We start from the raw sequence: 18,970 nt of genomic DNA, 5'->3' as shown, positions 1-18,970 counted from the left end.
TTTTTTTATTTAATTTTTTTCTACATCCTTCGTGGAAGCAAACTGTCTTAACTTAAATACGTCACTATTTGGCGTTTGAAATATATGGAAGACGAGATCGCAAAAAGGCTGATAAAGAAATATAATGAAGGATCATGTACACCTGAGGAAAAGCAGCTATTAGAAAGTTGGTACCTCAAAGCTGCTTCTGAAAATGAAGATGAACTCAATGAGCTTGATTATCAAAATGCAAAACGTGAGATTTGGGCTAAGATCAGTTCTGAGAGACCAGTTCAGGTTAAAAAGAGACTTCTGGTTCCTGCTATTGCCGCAGCTGCAATACTTGTACTTACCGTGGGAATTATATTTTTTGTAAATCAAAAGTATAATAAAACTGAATTGGAAGTAGGAGCACTTACGGTAAATAAAATAGAGCCTGGTGGTAATAAAGCTTTCCTGACATTAGCCAACGGTAGAAAAATCAGTCTTACAGATGTTGAAAATGGAGAACTTGCTGAGCAGTTAGGAATCCGCATCAATAAAACAGCAGATGGACAGTTGGTTTACGAAGTCTCTGCCGAAACATCCAAAACCGGTACATCAGGTGAGTCTGTTTACAATACAATTGAAACTCCGTTGGGTGGACAATATCAGGTGAAGTTGAATGATGGAACAAAGGTATGGCTTAATGCAGGGTCTAGACTACGGTATCCGGTTCTTTTTGCAGGTAATGAACGTAAGGTTGAACTTACAGGCGAAGGATATTTTGAAGTAACACATGATCAAAAGAAACCTTTTAAGGTTGTTTCTGCTGAGCAGACAGTTGTGGTATTGGGCACTCGCTTCAATGTGAACAATTATCAGGATGAACCTGCTGTTAAAACAACTTTATTGGAAGGAAGTGTTCGTGTAACAACCAATCAGCTAACAAAGCTGTTAAAACCAGGTGAACAAGCATTGCAAAGTGGAAAGGATATCAAAGTAACAACAGTTGATGTGGAACAGATAATGGCTTGGCACAAAGGGGATTTTGCTTTTGAAGGAGTAGCATTGAAAACTATCATGCGACAAATCAGCAGATGGTATAATGTTGATGTGGTATATCAGGGAGAAATTGCGGATGTAGAATTTGGAGGTTCTATTTCCCGCAGTAAAAATATTACAGAAGTACTAAAAGTGTTGGAGATGACGCAGGGGGTAAATTTTAAACTGGAAGGAAGGAGGGTTTTGGTTATGCCATAAAAATACCTTTCGCGGACTAAAAAATAATCGGGAACGTTGGAGCGTCCCCGATAAGTTTTTGGGTCCTTTAATAAACATTGTGTCGAAACAATAGTGTCAAAAAATAAAACCCTAACAAATGTATAAATTTTATGCTAAGAATGGTTATTGCATAACCAGTAGCGCCATATACCCACTTTCAGAAAAAAGATGGCTCACATTTATAAAAAATCCGGACTTTAAAAAATGGCTTATGCGGATTAAACTCACTTGCATTTTTCTAATGGCATTTTTCCTGCAGATTTCATTGGCCTCACGAGGCCAGCAGGTATCAATGATGAAGAAAAAGGCATCTTTGACAGAAATATTCAAGGAAATAAAAAAGCAAACGGGCTATGATTTTGTATATAAATACGAATTGCTCAAAAAAGGTAAATCAATAGATATTGATGTAAAAAACAGGCCCTTAAAAGAAGTGTTGAATAAATGCTTTGAAGAGCAGCCTTTTACTTATTCTATTGAGAACAAAACTGTAATCATTGTTCCGGCGAATAAGCCAGTCAATGTTATTGTTGCTCCAATTAATATTAAGGGACGTGTGAACAGTGATTCCGGACAACCTTTACCAGGTGCATCTATACAGGTAAAAGGATCTTCAAAAGCGACAATGACCGATGTCAATGGTGAATTTACTCTGGCTGGGATTGAAGATAATGCTATTCTTGTTGTAAAATACCTCGGGTTTATCAGTCGCGAGATTGAAGTGAAAGGGCAGACTATACTTTCCATCAGTTTATCGGAAAATACCCAACTATTAGGAGGCGTTACGGTAGTAGGCTATGGTACTCAAAAAAGAAGTGATATCAGTAGCTCAATAGGTACTTTTAAACCAAACGAGAATAACACAAGGCCAGTATTAGGTCCCGACGAGATGATGCAGGGAAGAATTGCCGGGGTGGTAGTTACCTCTTCTTCAGGGATACCCGGAGGTAAAAACAGGGTAAGCATCAGAGGGATTGGTTCACTTTCGGCCAGTAATGAACCTTTATATGTAATTGACGGGATTCCCGTAACTCCTTCAGATGCTGATTTGGGTAATTTTGGACAAAGCATGAATGCTTTATCAGAATTGAATCCTAATGACATTGAATCTATAGATGTTTTAAAAGATGCGGCATCTGCCTCTATTTATGGTTCAAGAGCTACAAATGGTGTAGTGCTGATTACGACTAAGTCGGGGAGTAAAGGAAAAGGACAGATTACTGTAACCGGATATACAGGAATACAAGAGATAGCCAGACTTCATAAACTAAAAATGGCTGATCCGGATTTATATGTAACTGTCATCAACGAAGCTGTAGATAATTATAATATACAAAATGGCTTTGCACAAGGGGATGGTAAATATGTAAACTCCATTAGTAACCCTTATCCAAATAGACCAGCCACGGATTGGCTTGATTTGATAACCCGTACTGCTCATTCCAGTAATTTAAACCTTTCCATTTCAGGTGGGACTGAGAAAAGTAAGTATTATATATCAGGTGGATATACAAATCAGCAAGGGACATTCATAGATAATAACTTAAAGAAATACAATGCTAAAGTGAATATTTCCAATGAGGTTAACTCCTGGTTGGATGTAGGATTGAATACAAACTTTAGTTATTCTAATAATAACCGTGTTCCTTCAGGGTATAATCTTGGTACCAACTTAATTCCTAGAGCGCTTGAACAGCGGACTTTTGATGTTCCTTATAAACCGAATGGTTCTTATTACGTAGGTGGTACAAATGAATTGTTAAATCATAATCCTATTCAGGCTATTAGGGAAGAAAAAGTATATCTGGATAATTACAGATTGCTTGCTAATGCTTATGCTAATATCAAATTAAGTAAAGATCTGAGTTTTAAAACATCATTCGGTTCTGATCTGATCCATACTCAGGATTATGTGTATTATACCAACAGTCATCCTTATGGTGCCGGAGTAGGTAAGTTGTATGATGACAGAAAATTACAGACCAATATCATCCTGGAAAATACAGCAAATTATAAAAGGAAATTTTCAGATCTGAATGTAGATTTTCTACTGGGACATTCCTACCAAAAGGTTAACAATTCACCGATAGGGGTAGAAGGTATAAAGTTCCCATCCCCATCATTTGATGTAAATGTTGTAGCTGCAGAGTTTACAGAAGCCATGACCAATTTATATGCAACCAGCATGCAATCATTTTTTGGTCGTGCAAATTTCTCCTGGAAAAATCGATATCTGTTAAACTTATCATTAAGGTCAGACGGATCATCAAGATTTGCTCCTGAAAATAGATATGGATACTTTCCGGCAGCTTCTGCAGGCTGGACTATTTCCAATGAACCATTCTGGAATAATTCCAAGAGTGACTTAAAGCTAAGGGCCAGCTATGGATCAACCGGAAATATAGAAGGTGTAAATGCTTTTGCTTACCAGGCTCTGACCGGGGGCGGGTACAATTATAATAACCAGAGTGGTATTGCCATTACCAGTTTTGGAAACAGACAACTTACCTGGGAAAAAGCAAATCAATTTAATGCTGGTTTTGATTTAGGATTGTTTGGTGGTGCATTAAACTTCACTGCAGATTACTTTATTAAAAATACCAATAACTTATTGTATAGCAAGCCTACCCATGGTACAACTGGTTTTACCAGCATCATTAGCAATATTGGTTCCATGCGCAATAATGGATTTGAGGCGGCCATCAGTGGGAATGTTGATCTTGGTAATGTAAAATGGAAATCGGATTTTAACATTTCATTCATTAAGAATAAACTGACAGCTCTTTTAGATGACGAGCCTTTATTAATTGGCCGCACTCATGTATTAAAAGTAGGAGAAGAGGTGGGAAGTTTTTACATCTATAAACAACTAGGCATTTTTCAGTCCGATAGTGAAGTGCCAAAAGCACAGTACGATAAAGGAATCAGAGCTGGTGATGTTAAATACGAAGATGTGAATGGAGATGGTAAGATAGATGTAAGCGACCGGCAGATACTGGGCTCTGCAAATCCGGATTTCACAGGTGGCTTTAACAATACTTTCATTTATAAAAACTTCGATTTAAGTGTATTTATGACTTTTTCTTATGGGAACGAAGTATATGAGACATGGGCAGGTGGTTATCGCTTAGGAAACGGCTTATGGCCTATGTTAGAGTCTGAGGCATTAAAGCGCTGGACAGGCCCGAATACGAGTAATACTACACCGAGGGCAATATGGGGAAATACCGTTAACTCATCTTCAAGTTATTCAACCCGATTTTTACATGATGGTTCTTATTTAAGGTTCAGAACAGTATCATTGGGCTATACCTTACCGGATAGCTTTTTGAAGAAAATCAAAGTAAGTAAAATGAGAGTTTATGTTCAGGCTGATAATCTTTTCCTGGTTACTAAGTATCCATTACTAGATCCTGAAGTAAACATCAGCCTTTCTCCAACTACGATGGGTGAAGATTTTCTAATGTCTCCGCAACCTCGTACTATCAATTTTGGTGTCAATTTAAATTTTTAGAAAATGAGTATTCGTTATAAAATATTGAACGTAATTATTGCAGCATCAGTTTTATTTTCAGGCTGTGATAAGCAACTCGACTTATATCCGCACTCTCAGGTTGCAACAGAGAGTCTTACTGAAAAGGATATTGAAGCCTTTTTAAATGGAGTTTACAATATGGTACAAAATACTCCAACCAACTCTTCCTATGTAATGTTTGACATCATTGGAGGTAATCTTATCAGGGGTGGAGCATCTGGTTTAGGTGGTTACGGAGAGATGATCAACGACATTCTTCAGCCTGAGAATGGGAATATTGCGGCACAATGGAATGGTTACTATTCTGCCTTATACCAGGTGAATAATCTGTTAGTATCAGCGTCAAAGCTTGAAAATGACCAGCGTAGGGCAGAAATTACCGGAATCTCACATTACTTTAGAGCTTATATTTATTATAACCTGATTACTCGTTGGGGAGGTGTTCCGATATTGAAAGAGAATACGACTGAGAAGAAAGCGAGAAACAGCGAGGCTGAAGTATGGAGTTTTATTGAAACGGAACTGACAGCGGCTATTGATAATGCACCTGCTTTTTCAAATTACTACTACGTTTCAAAAGATGCAGCAAAAGCATTAATGTCAAGGGTGAAATTAGCACAGGGGAAAAAATCTGAAGCTGCGGTTTTAGCAGAGGAGCTCATTACCTCAGGAAGATATCAGCTGGATGGATTTGAAAAGATTTTTCGTGCACAACAGAATTCTGAAGTTATCTTTTCCTTGTTGAATCAAACTGTCGAATCTGGCATCAACTTAAGTGTTTTGTTTTATACTTATGCACATCCGGTAAGTGGAAGTTATAATTATAAACCAACCCCAGAAGTTATGAACCTTTTTGGTGCAACAGATACCAGGAAGGCTATTTCTGTAGATACTTATTCTGGCTTAGATGTCATTAATAAATATCCGAGCGGACAAACTGGTACAGATCCAATCATTGTTTCACGTTTAGCAGAGATGTACCTGATCAGCGCAGAAGGGCAAGGCTTGGCTGGATTGAACAGATTAAATGAGCTTAGAGCGAAGCGCGGGCTTACAGCTATATCTCCTGTTGGAGAACCAGCTTACCTGGATGCAGTGCTTTTGGAGCGTAGAAGAGAGTTACTTGCCGAAGGATTTAGATGGTATGATCTGGTGCGTTTAAATAGAGCAAAACAGGAAATTGGGTTAACGGATGCACAGCTGAAACTACCAATTCCAACCAGAGAATTGCTGTTAAATACCTTACTCGAGCCTAATGATGGTTACTAATCAGGTATATAGATTTCAACATAATATTTAGAGAATGAAACAAATTAGAAATATAGTTTTACTGCTTCTAAGCTTTTCGATTGCAGTAGGATGTAAAAAAGACACTGAACCAAAAAAGGTTTTAGATCAGAATTTTTCAGCAATCACTAAACTGCTGCTTGAAAAATCAGGAATTGTGAGTGAGGTATATAAAGATACGACCATTGTAATTGCAAAAGGAGTAGAAGAAACAGAAGTACACTTTTTAAAAATGGATGGTTATACGACTCATGCTTATATTTTAAAAGTGGATCTTAAAATACCAGGTTTGTCAGCTAAAGTCGCAACTCCCTATGACTCCCCTGCATATGGTGGGCAAACCATACCTGAAATGGCTAAATATCTTGAAGATGCAAATCATAAGGTTTTAGCAGGCACTAACGGCGATTTCTACGATATCGCTAACTTCGTTCCAAGAGGACCTTTGCATAAAAATGGAGTGGTATTAAAAGGTACATTTACTGGAACTGCTGCACTTGCTCAACAAGCACTTAGCTTTATTGGTATTCTAGATGATGGAAAGCCATATATAGGTTATAAGCAGGAATACGATACTTATAAAAACCGACTAAAAGAGGCTACTGGAGGTGGCGTATTATTGATGAAAAATGGTGAAAAGGTTAATAATAGTCAGTTCGGTGCACTGGATCCGAGGATAGCAATAGGTTATACTTCCGATCAGGTTATGTACTTTGTTGTGGTCGATGGACGTGTTTTTTATCATTCTAGTGGAGCAACTTACGCAGATTTAACGGGGATTTTCTATGCTTTGGGAACTGAAGCTGCTTTAAATTTAGATGGTGGAGGATCAGCGACAATGATGATCAGAAATCCATTGGCAGATGTATGGCATGTAAAGAACCATCCTTCTGATGGGCGCCCTAGAGCGGTGTCTAATGGCTGGATGATTATCGCTACACCTTAATTGTTACACCTTAATTTTAAGAACATGAAGAATAAAATTTTATTATTCGCATTAATCATATTCATAGCATTTACCTCTTGTCAAAAGGACAATACCTATCAGGCAACATCAGATGAATTGCTAATCACTTCGATCTTTCCCTCATCAGGTTTAGAAAAGGATGTGATTATTATTACAGGACGCAACTTTTCAAGTAAAAATGAAGAGAATGTTGTTAAGTTCAATGGAATACAAGCTATAGTATTAGAAGCTAGCAGTTCTAAATTAGAAGTTGTTGTACCTCAAGGCGCAACTACAGGTAAAATCAGTATAACTGTTAAAGGAAAGGAAGTAGAAGGCCCTTCATTTAACCTCATCTCAGCTGTATCTGCTTATATTGTTAGTACTGTTGCAGGCAATACTACTTTTGGGTTTATTGATGGAAATGGTTTAGATGCCAGATTTAGAAATCCAGACGGTGTATTAATGGATTTAAATGGTAATGTGATCATTACAGATCGTACCAATCACAGTATCAGAAGTATGACACCACTTGGTGTCGTTACGACATTGGCTGGAAACGGACTGTCGGGGTATGCAGAAGGAAAACCCGGGCAGTTTAAAAGCCCTTGGCAGTCAACTATTGATAAAGATGGAAATATTATTGTGGTAGAGAAAGATGGTGCAAGAATTAGAAAAATTTCGGTTGATGGAACAGTAAGCACCATAGCTGGTACGGGTGTTGTTGGTTTTCAGGATGGAGCAGGAGCGAAGTTTAACAACCCACTTGATGCTGTGGTAGATAGTCATGGAAATATCTTTGTGGTTGACAGGGACAATAAAAGGATCAGAAAGATTACCCCTACTGGAGTAGTAAGTACATTTATTGGTGATGGTACGACTAATATTCTTAAAAACCCGATAGCACTTGCCATTGATGGTAATGATAACATCTTTCTTTCTGATGCTAATATCATCAAGAGAATTACGCCGGCAGGTAGCATGAGTGATATAGTTGGAAGTGTGAAAGGTTATGACGAAGGTATTGCAGGACAACCATTGACAGCAAAGTTGGGTGATATTTTTGGGCTTAATTTTGATAAGGTTGGAAATCTGATTTTAGCCGATGCTTCCAATCACAGAATCAGAATGGTAAAGCCTGGATCAGGTAATGATTGGAATACCGCAACAGTATCTACAATTGCAGGAAATGGGATTGCAGGTAAGCAAGATGGTTTAGGCAATGTTGCAGCATTTAATAATCCCTATGATGTTGTAGTTGACACAAAAGGGGATATATATGTTGCTGACAATCTCAATAATAGCATTCGGAAAATAACCTACAGGTAATAACTTTTTAACACCGGGAACCAGATTATTGGTTCCCGGTGTTGTTTTAACCCAAAATTTATGCGAAACAAATTGCTATGCTTGCTGCTGTCTGGCGTATTGTTATTATCAGCAGCATATGCTCAGACTAATAAGCCTTGGTTTAAAGTATTGTCTTATAATATTCAGGAAGGACTGAAGAAAGATTCTGTTAAGAGAAATACTTTTATCAGATGGGCTGATAAAGTTGATGCAGATGTTATTGCCTTACAGGAGGTAAACCATTATACTAATGCTGATCTGGAAAAGTTAGGAAAGGAAATGAACTATCCTTATACTGCTTTATTAAAAGAAAGGGGATATCCTGTCGCTTTGATTTCCAGGTATCCAATTCGCAATATAAAACGAGTTGCCGATCAAATGTTGCACGGATATCTTTACGGGGAAATTAAAGGCTACCATTTTATTGTTCTTCATTTAAATCCTTTTGATTACCGGAAAAGAAATGATGAGCTTAGTCATGTATTTGAACAAATCAATGCTTTACCTAAAAGTTCGAAGATATTGATAATGGGAGATTTCAATAGCTTGTCACCCCAGGATAGTTTGAACTACAATTATAACCGCAGAAAGCTTGAGATGTTGGTTAGGCATGAAGCATCAAGACCAAATATTAAAAATGTTAACAATGGGAAATTTGATTATTCTGTAATTCAGTCCTTATTATCTGCGGGTTTTGTTGATTCCTGGAAACTCATGAATCCCAGTTCTTTTGAAAAAAGTGCGCCCACGCCAATTATGAAAGCAGATCGGGATCAATATGTGAGGATCGATTATATCTGGGCCAGTAAGCGACTCGCAAAGAGAATTGCAGTGGCAAACATTATTAAAGATGAAATAACTGATCGGTTATCCGATCATTATCCGATGATATTAACACTAAAAAAATGAGATTATGAAAAAGTTTAACCATTTCTTTTTATGGATGTTATCGATCGGCCTGATGCCGATCCTGGGCTGTGAGAAAATTATTGAGGCAGGGTTGGTTTCTGAGGATACCAGCTTGAATAGATCAGCTTCATTGTTGACGGGCCCATATAATTCTGATATCACAGGACAGATTGTTGATTATTCAGGTAAGATAGCTGAAGTTTATGCGGATGTTTTTACTCAGGTAGCCAGTGGAGTAGATGAAACAGAGATCAATTTTAAAAACACTGATGGCGACACCATCAGGGCATTTATTACAAGAATAAATCTGAATACACCAGGTTTGTTGTTAAGGACTGCAACTCCATATGATCGTGCACCTAGTCTTAATACCAATACTGGTAAAAATCATGTCCAGGTCATCACTGGTATGGGTAAACATATTCACTATGGCAGTCAGAAGGTACTTGCCGGTATAAATGGCGATTTTTATGATGTTTCAAATAATATTGCCCGTGGCCCCGTACATCGTAATGGAGTAGTCTGGAAAGATAGTTTTACCGGTAGTCCCACACTTCCGCAACAGGCATTGTCGTTTGTTGGTGTACGTGCTGATGGAACTCCATTTATTGCAGGTAAAAGTGACTATTTGACACATAAAAGTAGTTTAATAGAAGCTACAGGTGCTGGAGTTTTGCTTATCCAGAATGGACTGGTTGTTGATAATTCTTCCTTACCGCAACTGGCAGGTGAACCGAGGACAGCAATTGGCTACACAGCTGGAAACCTGGTTTACATGCTGGTGATAGATGGGCGTGCTCCTGGTTATTCCATGGGAGCAAGGTATTCAATGCTCTCTGCAATTATGAAAGCATTACAGGTCGAAAATGCAGTTAATTTAGATGGTGGAGGTTCTAGTACTAAAATGATAAGGATGCCCATTGCGGATACATTGAAAGTAATCAATCGACCATCAGATATTGCTGGTGCAAGAGCAGTTGCTAATGGTTGGGTTGTTGTGGCAAATTATCAGGTAAGTACCGTTGCAGGGGCAACAACTTATGGTTTTGTAAATGGAATAGGGACAGCGGCAAGATTCAGAAATCCAGACGGTGTAGTTATGGATCATCAGGGCAATATTATTGTAACAGATAGAACAAATCATAGTATCCGAAAAATGACTTCTGCCGGCGTGGTTACAACATTAGCGGGGAATGGTACTGCCGGATATGCGAATGGTATACCTGGTCAGTTTAATTTTCCATGGCAATCAGCCATAGATGCAAATGGGAATATAATTGTTGTAGAAAAGGATGGAGCCCGGATAAGAAAGATTGCGACAAATGGGAGTGTAAGTACAATTGCAGGAACAGGCATTCCTGGTTTTTTGGATGGTACAGGAGCAAAGTTTAATAATCCTTTGGATGCTGTGGTTGACAGTTATGGAAATACTTTTGTAGTAGATCGTGATAATAAAAGGATCAGAAAAATCACTACTTCAGGAGTAGTGAGCACATTTGTAGGAGATGGAACAGTCAATATACTTAAGAATCCAATTGCACTGGCAATAGATCTGCAGAACAATCTGTATGTTTCGGATGCTAATACGATTAAAAGAATTACTCCTTCAAAGGTGATTACGAAGATTATAGGTGATGGTATTAAAGGTTTCAACGATGGAATTAAGGGACAACCTTTAACTGCTCAACTTGGAGATGTTTTTGGTCTTTGTTTCGATACTAAAGGGCGGTTATTTCTTGCTGATGCTTCTAATCATGTTATACGAAAGGTAACGCCAAGTACAACGGGAGATTGGACCGGATCGATTGTGACTACAATTGCAGGAACCGGGACAGCAGGTAAGCTAGATGGTTTAGCGAAATCAGCGAATTTCAATAATCCATATGATGTCGTTGCAGATGCATCTGGAAATATTTATGTTGCTGATAATTTAAACAATTGTATTCGCAGAATCAGTTATTAAGTTTTTCTGGATCAACATCAGGATGTTGCAATCAGCAACATCCTGATGTGATTATTTCATTTCAATAAGCTGACTAACAACTTTGCCGTCCCAGCGATATTTTTCTCTTGTTTTCTTTTCTTTATATTTTAATTTCTCTTCATCAGGATTAATGACTTCACCAATTATAATGTCTTTAATAATCAGGCGCATAAAAGTCTTTGATCAGTATTTTATTATATCCTTCGCTTTTGATAATTATATTCGTTCCGGCAGTTAAAGAATCTAAGATAACTCCTTTTAAACTAGGGTGATCACGGATGTAGGCAATATCTGCAAAAACGTAAGCCGTATCATTTATTTTTTTGTTCCAGATGTTAAACTCTGTTTCTACAACATATGCGGTAGGCTGCTCCTGTGCCAGAACGCTAAATGAGGAAAAGAATAGAAAAGCGGCAAATACTTGTTTTAATATGCCGCAAAGAAACAAAAAAGACTTTCAAGTATAATAAAGAATAAAGAGAAGGACCCTTCTCTTTATTACTCTCTAATCCGCTTTGATAAGAATTGCTGAAATTACCTGCGCATACCAGCGGGCCAGATAATCATTTGGATGGTTAACATTGTTGCCTGTCATGTCCTGATAGGATTTATGTTTCAATAATTCCTGATGGGTTCCTGTTAAATCCGCTAGCACCACACCTTTTCCTGTTAATTTCTGCAATTCTGCTTTGTATTTGGATTGTATTTTGCTTTGTGTTGCAAAAGGATTTGCCAGCATTGGCGAAACCAGAATAAATTCTGCTTTCGGGTTGCTGGCAAGAACAGTCTTCATAATTCCTAAAACCTGAGTCCGGTAAATATCAGGGACCACTTCAAATGTTCCGTCATTCATTCCGAATCCTATGATCACTAAGTCCGGATTTTGAGGAATAATTGCTGTGGCTACATTTTCTAAGCCCCATTGTGCAAGTTTACCTCCTACAGATTGATTGCTGAAACTGATCTGATCACCGTAGCTTTTTCTTAAATTATAAATGATCAGCTCTGGCCAGGAAGGCATATAAGGTGCCTGGTTCTGAAAACCACTGGAATTTGCACCTGTTTCAATACTGTTTCCATAAAACACAACCTTTAGTTTTTCTTTATTTTTCAACTTTGCCTGTGTATGCTTAAGCAATTTCCCTTCATATTTGGGAATTGGTTCAGTCCACTTTTTAGATTGCTCTGGAATATAAGTGATGGAAATCTGCATAGATCGGAAATAAGTACCTTCGTTAAAAAGTACAAAATCTCCTTTTGTTTTGCCCTCCATCGACCAGTCTGGCTTTAAGGTCTTAAACACAAGATCTTCTTGTTTCAAATAGGGGATAGCAGATTCATTGGTCAATATGATTTTCCCATTTTTATATACCCAATCCTGATTTTCATTAAAAGTTTTCGACAAATCGGCTGATCTCACAGATAATATCTTTTCTGCTTTGAATAGTAATGCACCGCTGGATACACTGCCATTTTTTATCACCTGGACAATTTCATCATGAATGGTGTCCGCAGCCCAAAAGGGCTTCAAGTATGCTTTTAAACTAATATGGTCTTTCCACCGGGATTCAATAGGTTGTCCATATACAGTTGTAAAACACAGTATAATTAGTAAAATGATATTTCTTATGTTAGCTATCATAATGTTATTTCGCTTATTTCAAGGTTGCTGTTAGACTTAAATTTTTGAACTGTAAACCACAATCAAAGGTTCCCGGTACTTCCCAACCAAAGTTCATACTCCCAATGGCCAGATCGTTTAAATCTGTGTTTTTAAGAAAACCACGTTCTTTTGCTGTTTTAAACGCACGAATGATAAGGGGGTAAATGTCTTTCCCTATGTTAACCCATTTTTTGTCATGTAGTGTGCCTTTAAACAATTCTTTCGAGGCTACATTTAATATGAACTTTTTTGTGGCATCTTCCTTACCTAAATCTTGTGCCGCATATTCTTTGATATCTTTATATCGATAATCGTACAAAGGCAAACCGAACCAAAAGTAATCGAGATAATCAGCAGATGATTTATTTACATTCTGTATGGATAGATATAAGGAGACTTGTGAGGTATGGAGTTTTGGATCAAGTAAAGCTCCCATCTTATTCTCATCATACATTAACCTTGCATCAATTGTATAGAATAACTCCCTGATCTGATTTAAGGAGACTTTGGTAGTCATGTTTTGTCCAAAAAGTAAGTGTGGCCAGTCTTGCCCTTCAATTCTTGCTGAAGGATATTCTTTAGTGCCAAATACTTCTAAACTCACGAGACTTGATTTTCCTTCTTTAATAAAAGAGAACCTTTTACCCTCATTCTCATAAACAATACCGCCTTTCACAGCACGTGAAGGGCTGCCCAGAAAATTAAAATTACTGCCCCATTGAGCTAATGCCCAGATAGGTTCTGTATTCGTTTTGCCAAAAGGATATAATTGAGTAATGGCAGATGCTTTGGCGGATACTGTTCCAAAAAGCTGTACACCATTATCAAAGTTTTGGTCTTTTATGATTTCAATGGTCTTTTCTTTTTGATTCTTATTAAGTTGTTGAGCGTAAGAGCTTTCTTGGTTGCTGCATAGAAAGATTACAGCTAACCAGATGATATTGAGTTTCATATGTTATGTTTTTAGTTGGTGTTCTTATTTTGTTGAAGAGTGTAGGTTTGTTTACCCGGTTTAAGCTGGATGGAATGACCATTCCATACCAGCGTTCCAGTCAGTTTTCCTGGTAAGCTGATACTTGCCAATAGTTCTTTATGATTGCGTGATTTAAAGCTGACCAGAATATCTCCATCAGGATGGGGCACTTTACCTTCCGCGAATTTTAAGTCTCCCAAATGCGGTGTGATGCTAACAGTTTTGAAACCTGGGCTTGCTGGTTTAATTCCACAAACCAATGCCAGAAAATCGTAATTGGGGCTAGCACTCCAGGCATGGCAGTCTGACCTGCTGGGATCTGGAGTTTCTGCAAATGTACTTAGACCTAAGTCAATCATTTTTTGCCATGGTCCTAGCTGAGATAGATAATTATTTCCGAAACCGGACTTATCCATAGCACGGAAAAGATAAAATTTATAATATAAAGTACATTCAGTTAATTGACGATCATTAAGGATACGTTGCATCAATAGTCTTTCTTCTGACGGGTTAAACATATCTGTTAGAATAGCCATAATGTTGGCGTGTTGACTGTAACTGTTTTGCTCAGGATTGTCGGCCATAAGGCCTTTTTGTTTATTCCAGCATAATGATTTGGTCTTTTGTAATAACGTGCGACTTTGCCTGATGTAGAGTTGGGCCTGATCTGGATACCCATGATGTTCAAAAACCTGAGCAGCAAGTTGCAAAGCGTAAACATATTGAAGTGTTAAGATGGCCGAATTGCCTTTTAAAATTCCTTTTGGGCTTCCTCCGATGGGATACAGATCATTCCAGGGCTCGAAAGACCAATCTATAAAATTCCACCAGTCAGAGGGGCCTAATATTCCATTTTCACCTACCTGGGTTTCGTACCAGGATAGTACATTTCTAATTCCATTAAGCTGTTGTTTCACAAAGTCTTTGTCCTCTCGGTGCATCCAGTAATCATACACCATATCAATCCAGTATAAAGAAAAGGGTGGGATAACCTGAGGTTGTGCAGAGGGATATCTGCTTTGTGTCAGGCCAATAGGAAGCATGGACTGTTGAAACTGGTTAATTGCATTACGCATCAGACGATCATCTCCGGATACGTAAAGAGAGATCAGCGATTGAATCCTAGTATCACCAATGTATTGCAGTTGTTCGTAATAAGGGCAATCATAATAGGTTTCTCCAGCGCACAATCTTGCCGTCCTCCAGCCAATATCCCAGATCTTTTGTAATCCAGGAGCACTGCTTTTAAAATAAGCGTTTTCTTTAAAAGGGTAAGCTGTAAAATAGGCGTAAAGATCATTCAGGATCAGGGGATCTGATTTAGTTTCAATATTCAATTCCAGGTATCTGAATGTTCTGAACCATAGTGGTTTAAAATGGGAATCTGCAGAACCGTCAGGGATAAAAGTATCCCAATAATCACTGTCAACTGATTTACCAGCTATTTCGTTTCTATTGCCCTTATTACCAGCAGAATCGGTGAGTGCCTCAGCGTATCCAATACTAATCTGAGCATCCTTACCTCCTGAAACAATCAGTTCCGGATAAGCTGTGGTTAAAGTGGCTTGATCAATCAAAATGCTGACCTTCTGGTTTGCCGGGATATATATTGGAGATTTGCCTTTTAAAAAGTTGGGATCAGCTGTGATATTTTTGGTACTTCTGATGCTATTCATGCGTTGCAAGTGGTGTTCCATAAATGGAATATCCCTGGGCACGAGCATCCATTCCCAATCTCCAAATTTTCCATAAGGCACACCAGAACCTAATGATTTGGGCTTAATCCAGCTGGAATCGTCGTAATTGCTTTGTTCCCAATTTTTAGGATGTTTTGCTGCGGTAAAGTGTTCAGCTTGTCCAACTACACTCCTTAATGGTTTTTTTGATGGTTTGGTATATCCTTCATTCTTATATATTTTCCAGGAACTATTGGTATTTACCATTGCTTCTGTTTCGGTATTACCTTGTACTATAAGTGCAGTTTTATTACTGATTTGGGCCAGAGGAGCATATTCTCCAAAGTTCCACACTTCAGCAGCCAGGGTATTGTTACCGGCGATGAGCTGAGCGGAAATATCAATAGTATCATATTTCCAATGGGTCAGATCACCACGGGCAGGGCCTCTACAAACTTCTGTTCCATTTACAAATAAACGATAGCGGTTATCACCGGAAACATGGATAATAAACTTTTGGGGCGCTTGCTGTAATTCAAAATTCTTTCTCAAATGAAATACCCCGTAATCTTTTAAGGATATCTCCGGATAGCTGATCCATTCTGCCTGCCATTTACTGTTAAGCAGGGCCGGGTTAATATTTGAATTAACCTGACCCTTTAAGTTGAGCTGACAAAGCAGTAAGGAACAACAGAAAATCAGACAAAAGCCCAAGTACTGTATTTTGTTCTTTATCATCTCTAATTCGCTATCAGGCTTAAATTTTTAACCTGCATGGTTAATATGTTCAAACCTGGACATTCGATTCCCATAGTGAACAGGGAGATTTTATAGTCGGCATAACTCTGAGATTCTGTTAGAAAACCCCGGCTCCAGGCTTCTGTCAAGCCGTTTTTGATCAAAGGCAATAGGTCTCCATTGATGTTTTTCCAAACTCCAGTGCTAAGCCCTGTTGTGCTGAATGGAGTAATACCTACATCGTAAATCAGTTTGCCAGTAAAAAGATCTTCAGATATAGATTGTGCCGGAACAGCATAACGGTCGTCATACAGCATTACCAGGAAGTACATTGACTTACCATAGCCTGTACTTGCAGGATTAAGGTTCTGAATTAAAAATGTACAGCTGAATTGTACCGCATGGATAGCAGCGTTGTAACCAGTAGTCTGATTCCGGGCATGGTACAGTAATTTTGCGTCAATATTAAACTGGACACTACTTAAACTACTTAAAAATGGAGTAGTTGTACCTAGCCATCCATCAGGATCAGCAATCTTAAGATCGGCCAGCATCGCTGGAAAAGGGTCTGTAGCACCTCTGTAAATATTGCCAAACTCATTTTGTCCGTTCATAGCGAAAATCAGGCTGCCGTCTGTAGAAGTCGCCGGCCCCATGGTTACCGCTTTATCTGAATTTGCAAACTGGGACGATCCGGAAGCTAATGTGGTTGGACTAGCTCCATAAATACTAGATTGGCTATACCATTGTGCGAGGTTCCAAACAGGTGTACCATTAGCTGTTGTATATTGCAATGCACCTTGTATTGCACCCGTAGCCGGGTGCAATACATTAAAACCTTTTTGGAAATTCTGATCTGTTAGCAATTGCAAAGGGCTGGTTAAAGTCAGCACCTTTTGGTTTGCCATCTGTCTTGATCTGATACTTATTTTCTCTTCAGAAGCTGAATGTTGTTTTTTACAGCTTACAAGAGCACAAGAAGCTAACAATAGAAACATAGCAATGCGATTCATTTTAATTGCAGATATCATAATGTTCAAGTTTAGTATTTAGGATTTTGTTCCAATGGACTCAGTTCTATTTCAGTTTTTGGAATAGGGTACCAGATTTTATGAGCTTTTAAGTTGCTTTTTAATACCGGGACGATACTATTCCATGCCCCCATATTATTGCTTAGCGAATTGATGGCAGAACTATATTTTCCAAAGCGGATCAAATCAATTCTTCTCCAACCCTCGAAGCATAACTCTCTGGAGCGTTCATCTATTAATTCTTCGATAAAGTCAGCTTTGTAATATGCGATCGTTAATGCGTCAATCGATGTTGGGTTTGCCCTTTCACGAACTTCTTTTAAACGTGCTCTTGCACCTGGAAGATCACCTGTATAAAATTTAGCTTCAGCATTTAACAAAAGGATATCTGCAAAGCGCAATAGTGGTACATCAGCATCAGACCATGCCGTTCCATTTGAAATGGATTTACTATTGGGATCGCGATAGCGGAATTTACCCACACAATAATTGCCATTCAATGGATCTGTGCAAGGGAAAGGAATAAAGTAATTTATACCATCGATCAGTTCGGTTTGACCTATTGGATCGACGTGAAGTGTCAGGTTGTTCTTCCTGCGTTCATCCAGATTATTGTATTTAAAAAATAGTTCACCTGTAGGTCTAAACCATCCGTAGCCACCGCCAGCAACAGAACTGCCTATTGGAATTTGCCAGAATAACCATAAGTTGTAATTTCCATTTGGCGAATTGGTTTTAGATAAAATACTAAATAGCGATTCTTCAGCTATTTCCGTTTTGGTTGTTTCTCTAAAAAGATGGCTGTAATTATCAGTTAAGTTATAACCACTTTCAGCAATGATTTGATCTGTAATAGACTTCGCTTTGGTATACATTTCAGTTTTGTTAACCCAATCAAAACTATTTAGTGGAAAATCCAGAGATTTACCTACTTGGTTTTCACTGCAGCTGCCTAGATAGGTATAAACTTTAGCCAGGAAACCAGCGGCCGACCATTTATTGGCTCTGCCATTAATATTTGCACGTTTTGGCAGATTTTCATAGGCATTGGTAAGGTCCGAGATAATCTGTGCATAAACTTCCTGGAGGTTGTTACGTTGTGCTTTTGCATCATGAATAGCCGTATTATAAACAGGAACACCTCCATAAAATGAGGCCAGATAAAAATAAAGCAGGCCTTTTAAAAAGCGAGCTTCACCAATGATTTCATGTTTTCTTGGTTCTGGAACATTTGCTTTGTCTATGTTTTCCAACAGGTAATTGCATCGGTTTATTCCCGCAAATAGAAAGAACCAATTGTTCCTGATGGTCTCATTTTGGCTACTCACTTCTGCTGTGCCAAAAGGAGCATAGTTAGGGTCTGTAAAACCATCCTGAGTAACCAGCTCGTCTGTACCGGCACTCAGCATAATTGGCATTTTAACGGTAAAGCTTTCGCCAAAACCACTTCCTTGTACATTAGTTGCATTCAATATATTATAACAACCAGTCAAACCAATTTCAGCATCCTGTGCGGTTTTATAGAGGTTTTCTACCGTGTTAAATGAATAGGGTTTGGTATCTAAGTAGTCTTTACAGCCATTACTGAATAGCATCAATCCGGCTATTGCCGTATATATAATTTTTTTCATGTCCT

At 38.3% G+C, this 18,970-nt stretch carries 14 protein-coding genes; 7 read left to right on the top strand and 7 right to left on the bottom strand.

The genetic code is table 11. The annotated features are described in order from the left end of the window. Window positions 1-84: 84 nt before the first annotated feature. The 7 genes from ABDJ41_RS07690 to ABDJ41_RS07660 all read left to right on the top strand — a co-directional run bounded on the left by ABDJ41_RS07690 (window position 85) and on the right by ABDJ41_RS07660 (window position 11,232). A complete protein-coding gene (locus ABDJ41_RS07690; protein WP_349785313.1) occupies window positions 85-1,221 on the top strand; it encodes a FecR family protein in 1,137 nt (378 codons plus the stop codon). A 118-nt stretch (window positions 1,222-1,339) separates the two neighbouring features. Next, window positions 1,340-4,756, top strand: coding sequence for a TonB-dependent receptor (locus tag ABDJ41_RS07685; RefSeq protein WP_349785311.1), 3,417 nt, complete (start codon window positions 1,340-1,342; stop codon window positions 4,754-4,756). Between the two features lie 3 nt (window positions 4,757-4,759). Then, the gene (locus ABDJ41_RS07680; RefSeq protein ID WP_349785309.1) at window positions 4,760-6,046 is read left to right on the top strand and encodes a RagB/SusD family nutrient uptake outer membrane protein; all 1,287 of its coding nucleotides are present in this window, start codon (window positions 4,760-4,762) and stop codon (window positions 6,044-6,046) included. 34 nt (window positions 6,047-6,080) lie between these two features. After that, entirely contained in the window at window positions 6,081-7,010 is a 930-nt protein-coding gene (locus tag ABDJ41_RS07675; protein ID WP_349785308.1) for a phosphodiester glycosidase family protein, read from the top strand. 24 nt (window positions 7,011-7,034) lie between these two features. Further along, window positions 7,035-8,339: an IPT/TIG domain-containing protein gene (locus ABDJ41_RS07670; protein WP_349785307.1), complete on the top strand. Its 1,305-nt coding sequence runs from the start codon at window positions 7,035-7,037 to the stop codon at window positions 8,337-8,339. Between the two features lie 60 nt (window positions 8,340-8,399). Continuing rightward, a complete protein-coding gene (locus tag ABDJ41_RS07665; RefSeq protein ID WP_349785306.1) occupies window positions 8,400-9,269 on the top strand; it encodes an endonuclease/exonuclease/phosphatase family protein in 870 nt (289 codons plus the stop codon). A 4-nt stretch (window positions 9,270-9,273) separates the two neighbouring features. After that, entirely contained in the window at window positions 9,274-11,232 is a 1,959-nt protein-coding gene (locus ABDJ41_RS07660; protein WP_349785305.1) for a phosphodiester glycosidase family protein, read from the top strand. A gap of 51 nt (window positions 11,233-11,283) precedes the next feature. On the opposite strand, the gene ABDJ41_RS07655 is transcribed toward ABDJ41_RS07660, so the two are convergent. Genes ABDJ41_RS07655 through ABDJ41_RS07625 form a run of 7 tightly spaced genes read right to left on the bottom strand, consistent with a single transcriptional unit; the run spans window position 11,284 to window position 18,965 of the window. Further along, a complete protein-coding gene (locus ABDJ41_RS07655; RefSeq protein ID WP_349785303.1) occupies window positions 11,284-11,424 on the bottom strand; it encodes a hypothetical protein in 141 nt (46 codons plus the stop codon). Beyond that, entirely contained in the window at window positions 11,408-11,701 is a 294-nt protein-coding gene (locus ABDJ41_RS07650; RefSeq protein WP_349785300.1) for a hypothetical protein, read from the bottom strand. The genes ABDJ41_RS07655 and ABDJ41_RS07650 overlap by 17 nt, the downstream gene beginning before the upstream one ends. 57 nt (window positions 11,702-11,758) lie before the next feature. Continuing rightward, window positions 11,759-12,895: an SGNH/GDSL hydrolase family protein gene (locus tag ABDJ41_RS07645; protein WP_349785299.1), complete on the bottom strand. Its 1,137-nt coding sequence runs from the start codon at window positions 12,893-12,895 to the stop codon at window positions 11,759-11,761. Window positions 12,896-12,908: 13 nt separating this feature from the next. Beyond that, on the bottom strand, window positions 12,909-13,868 hold the full coding sequence (locus tag ABDJ41_RS07640) for a hypothetical protein (RefSeq protein ID WP_349785297.1): 960 nt from the start codon (window positions 13,866-13,868) through the stop codon (window positions 12,909-12,911). 11 nt (window positions 13,869-13,879) lie between these two features. Further along, window positions 13,880-16,303 carry an alpha-L-rhamnosidase-related protein gene (locus ABDJ41_RS07635; RefSeq protein WP_349785296.1) on the bottom strand — a complete coding sequence of 808 codons (2,424 nt, stop codon included), beginning with the start codon at window positions 16,301-16,303 and terminating at the stop codon, window positions 13,880-13,882. A gap of 2 nt (window positions 16,304-16,305) precedes the next feature. Then, a complete protein-coding gene (locus ABDJ41_RS07630) occupies window positions 16,306-17,334 on the bottom strand; it encodes a hypothetical protein (RefSeq protein WP_349785295.1) in 1,029 nt (342 codons plus the stop codon). A gap of 11 nt (window positions 17,335-17,345) precedes the next feature. After that, window positions 17,346-18,965, bottom strand: a complete 1,620-nt coding sequence (locus ABDJ41_RS07625) for a RagB/SusD family nutrient uptake outer membrane protein (RefSeq protein WP_349785294.1) — start codon at window positions 18,963-18,965, stop codon at window positions 17,346-17,348. Window positions 18,966-18,970: the final 5 nt, after the last annotated feature.

The organism is Pedobacter sp. ASV1-7, assembly GCF_040203335.1.
Lineage (GTDB): Bacteria > Bacteroidota > Bacteroidia > Sphingobacteriales > Sphingobacteriaceae > Pedobacter.
Note: the sequence above shows the minus strand (reverse complement) of the source record. Positions and strands in the feature narration are given on the sequence as shown.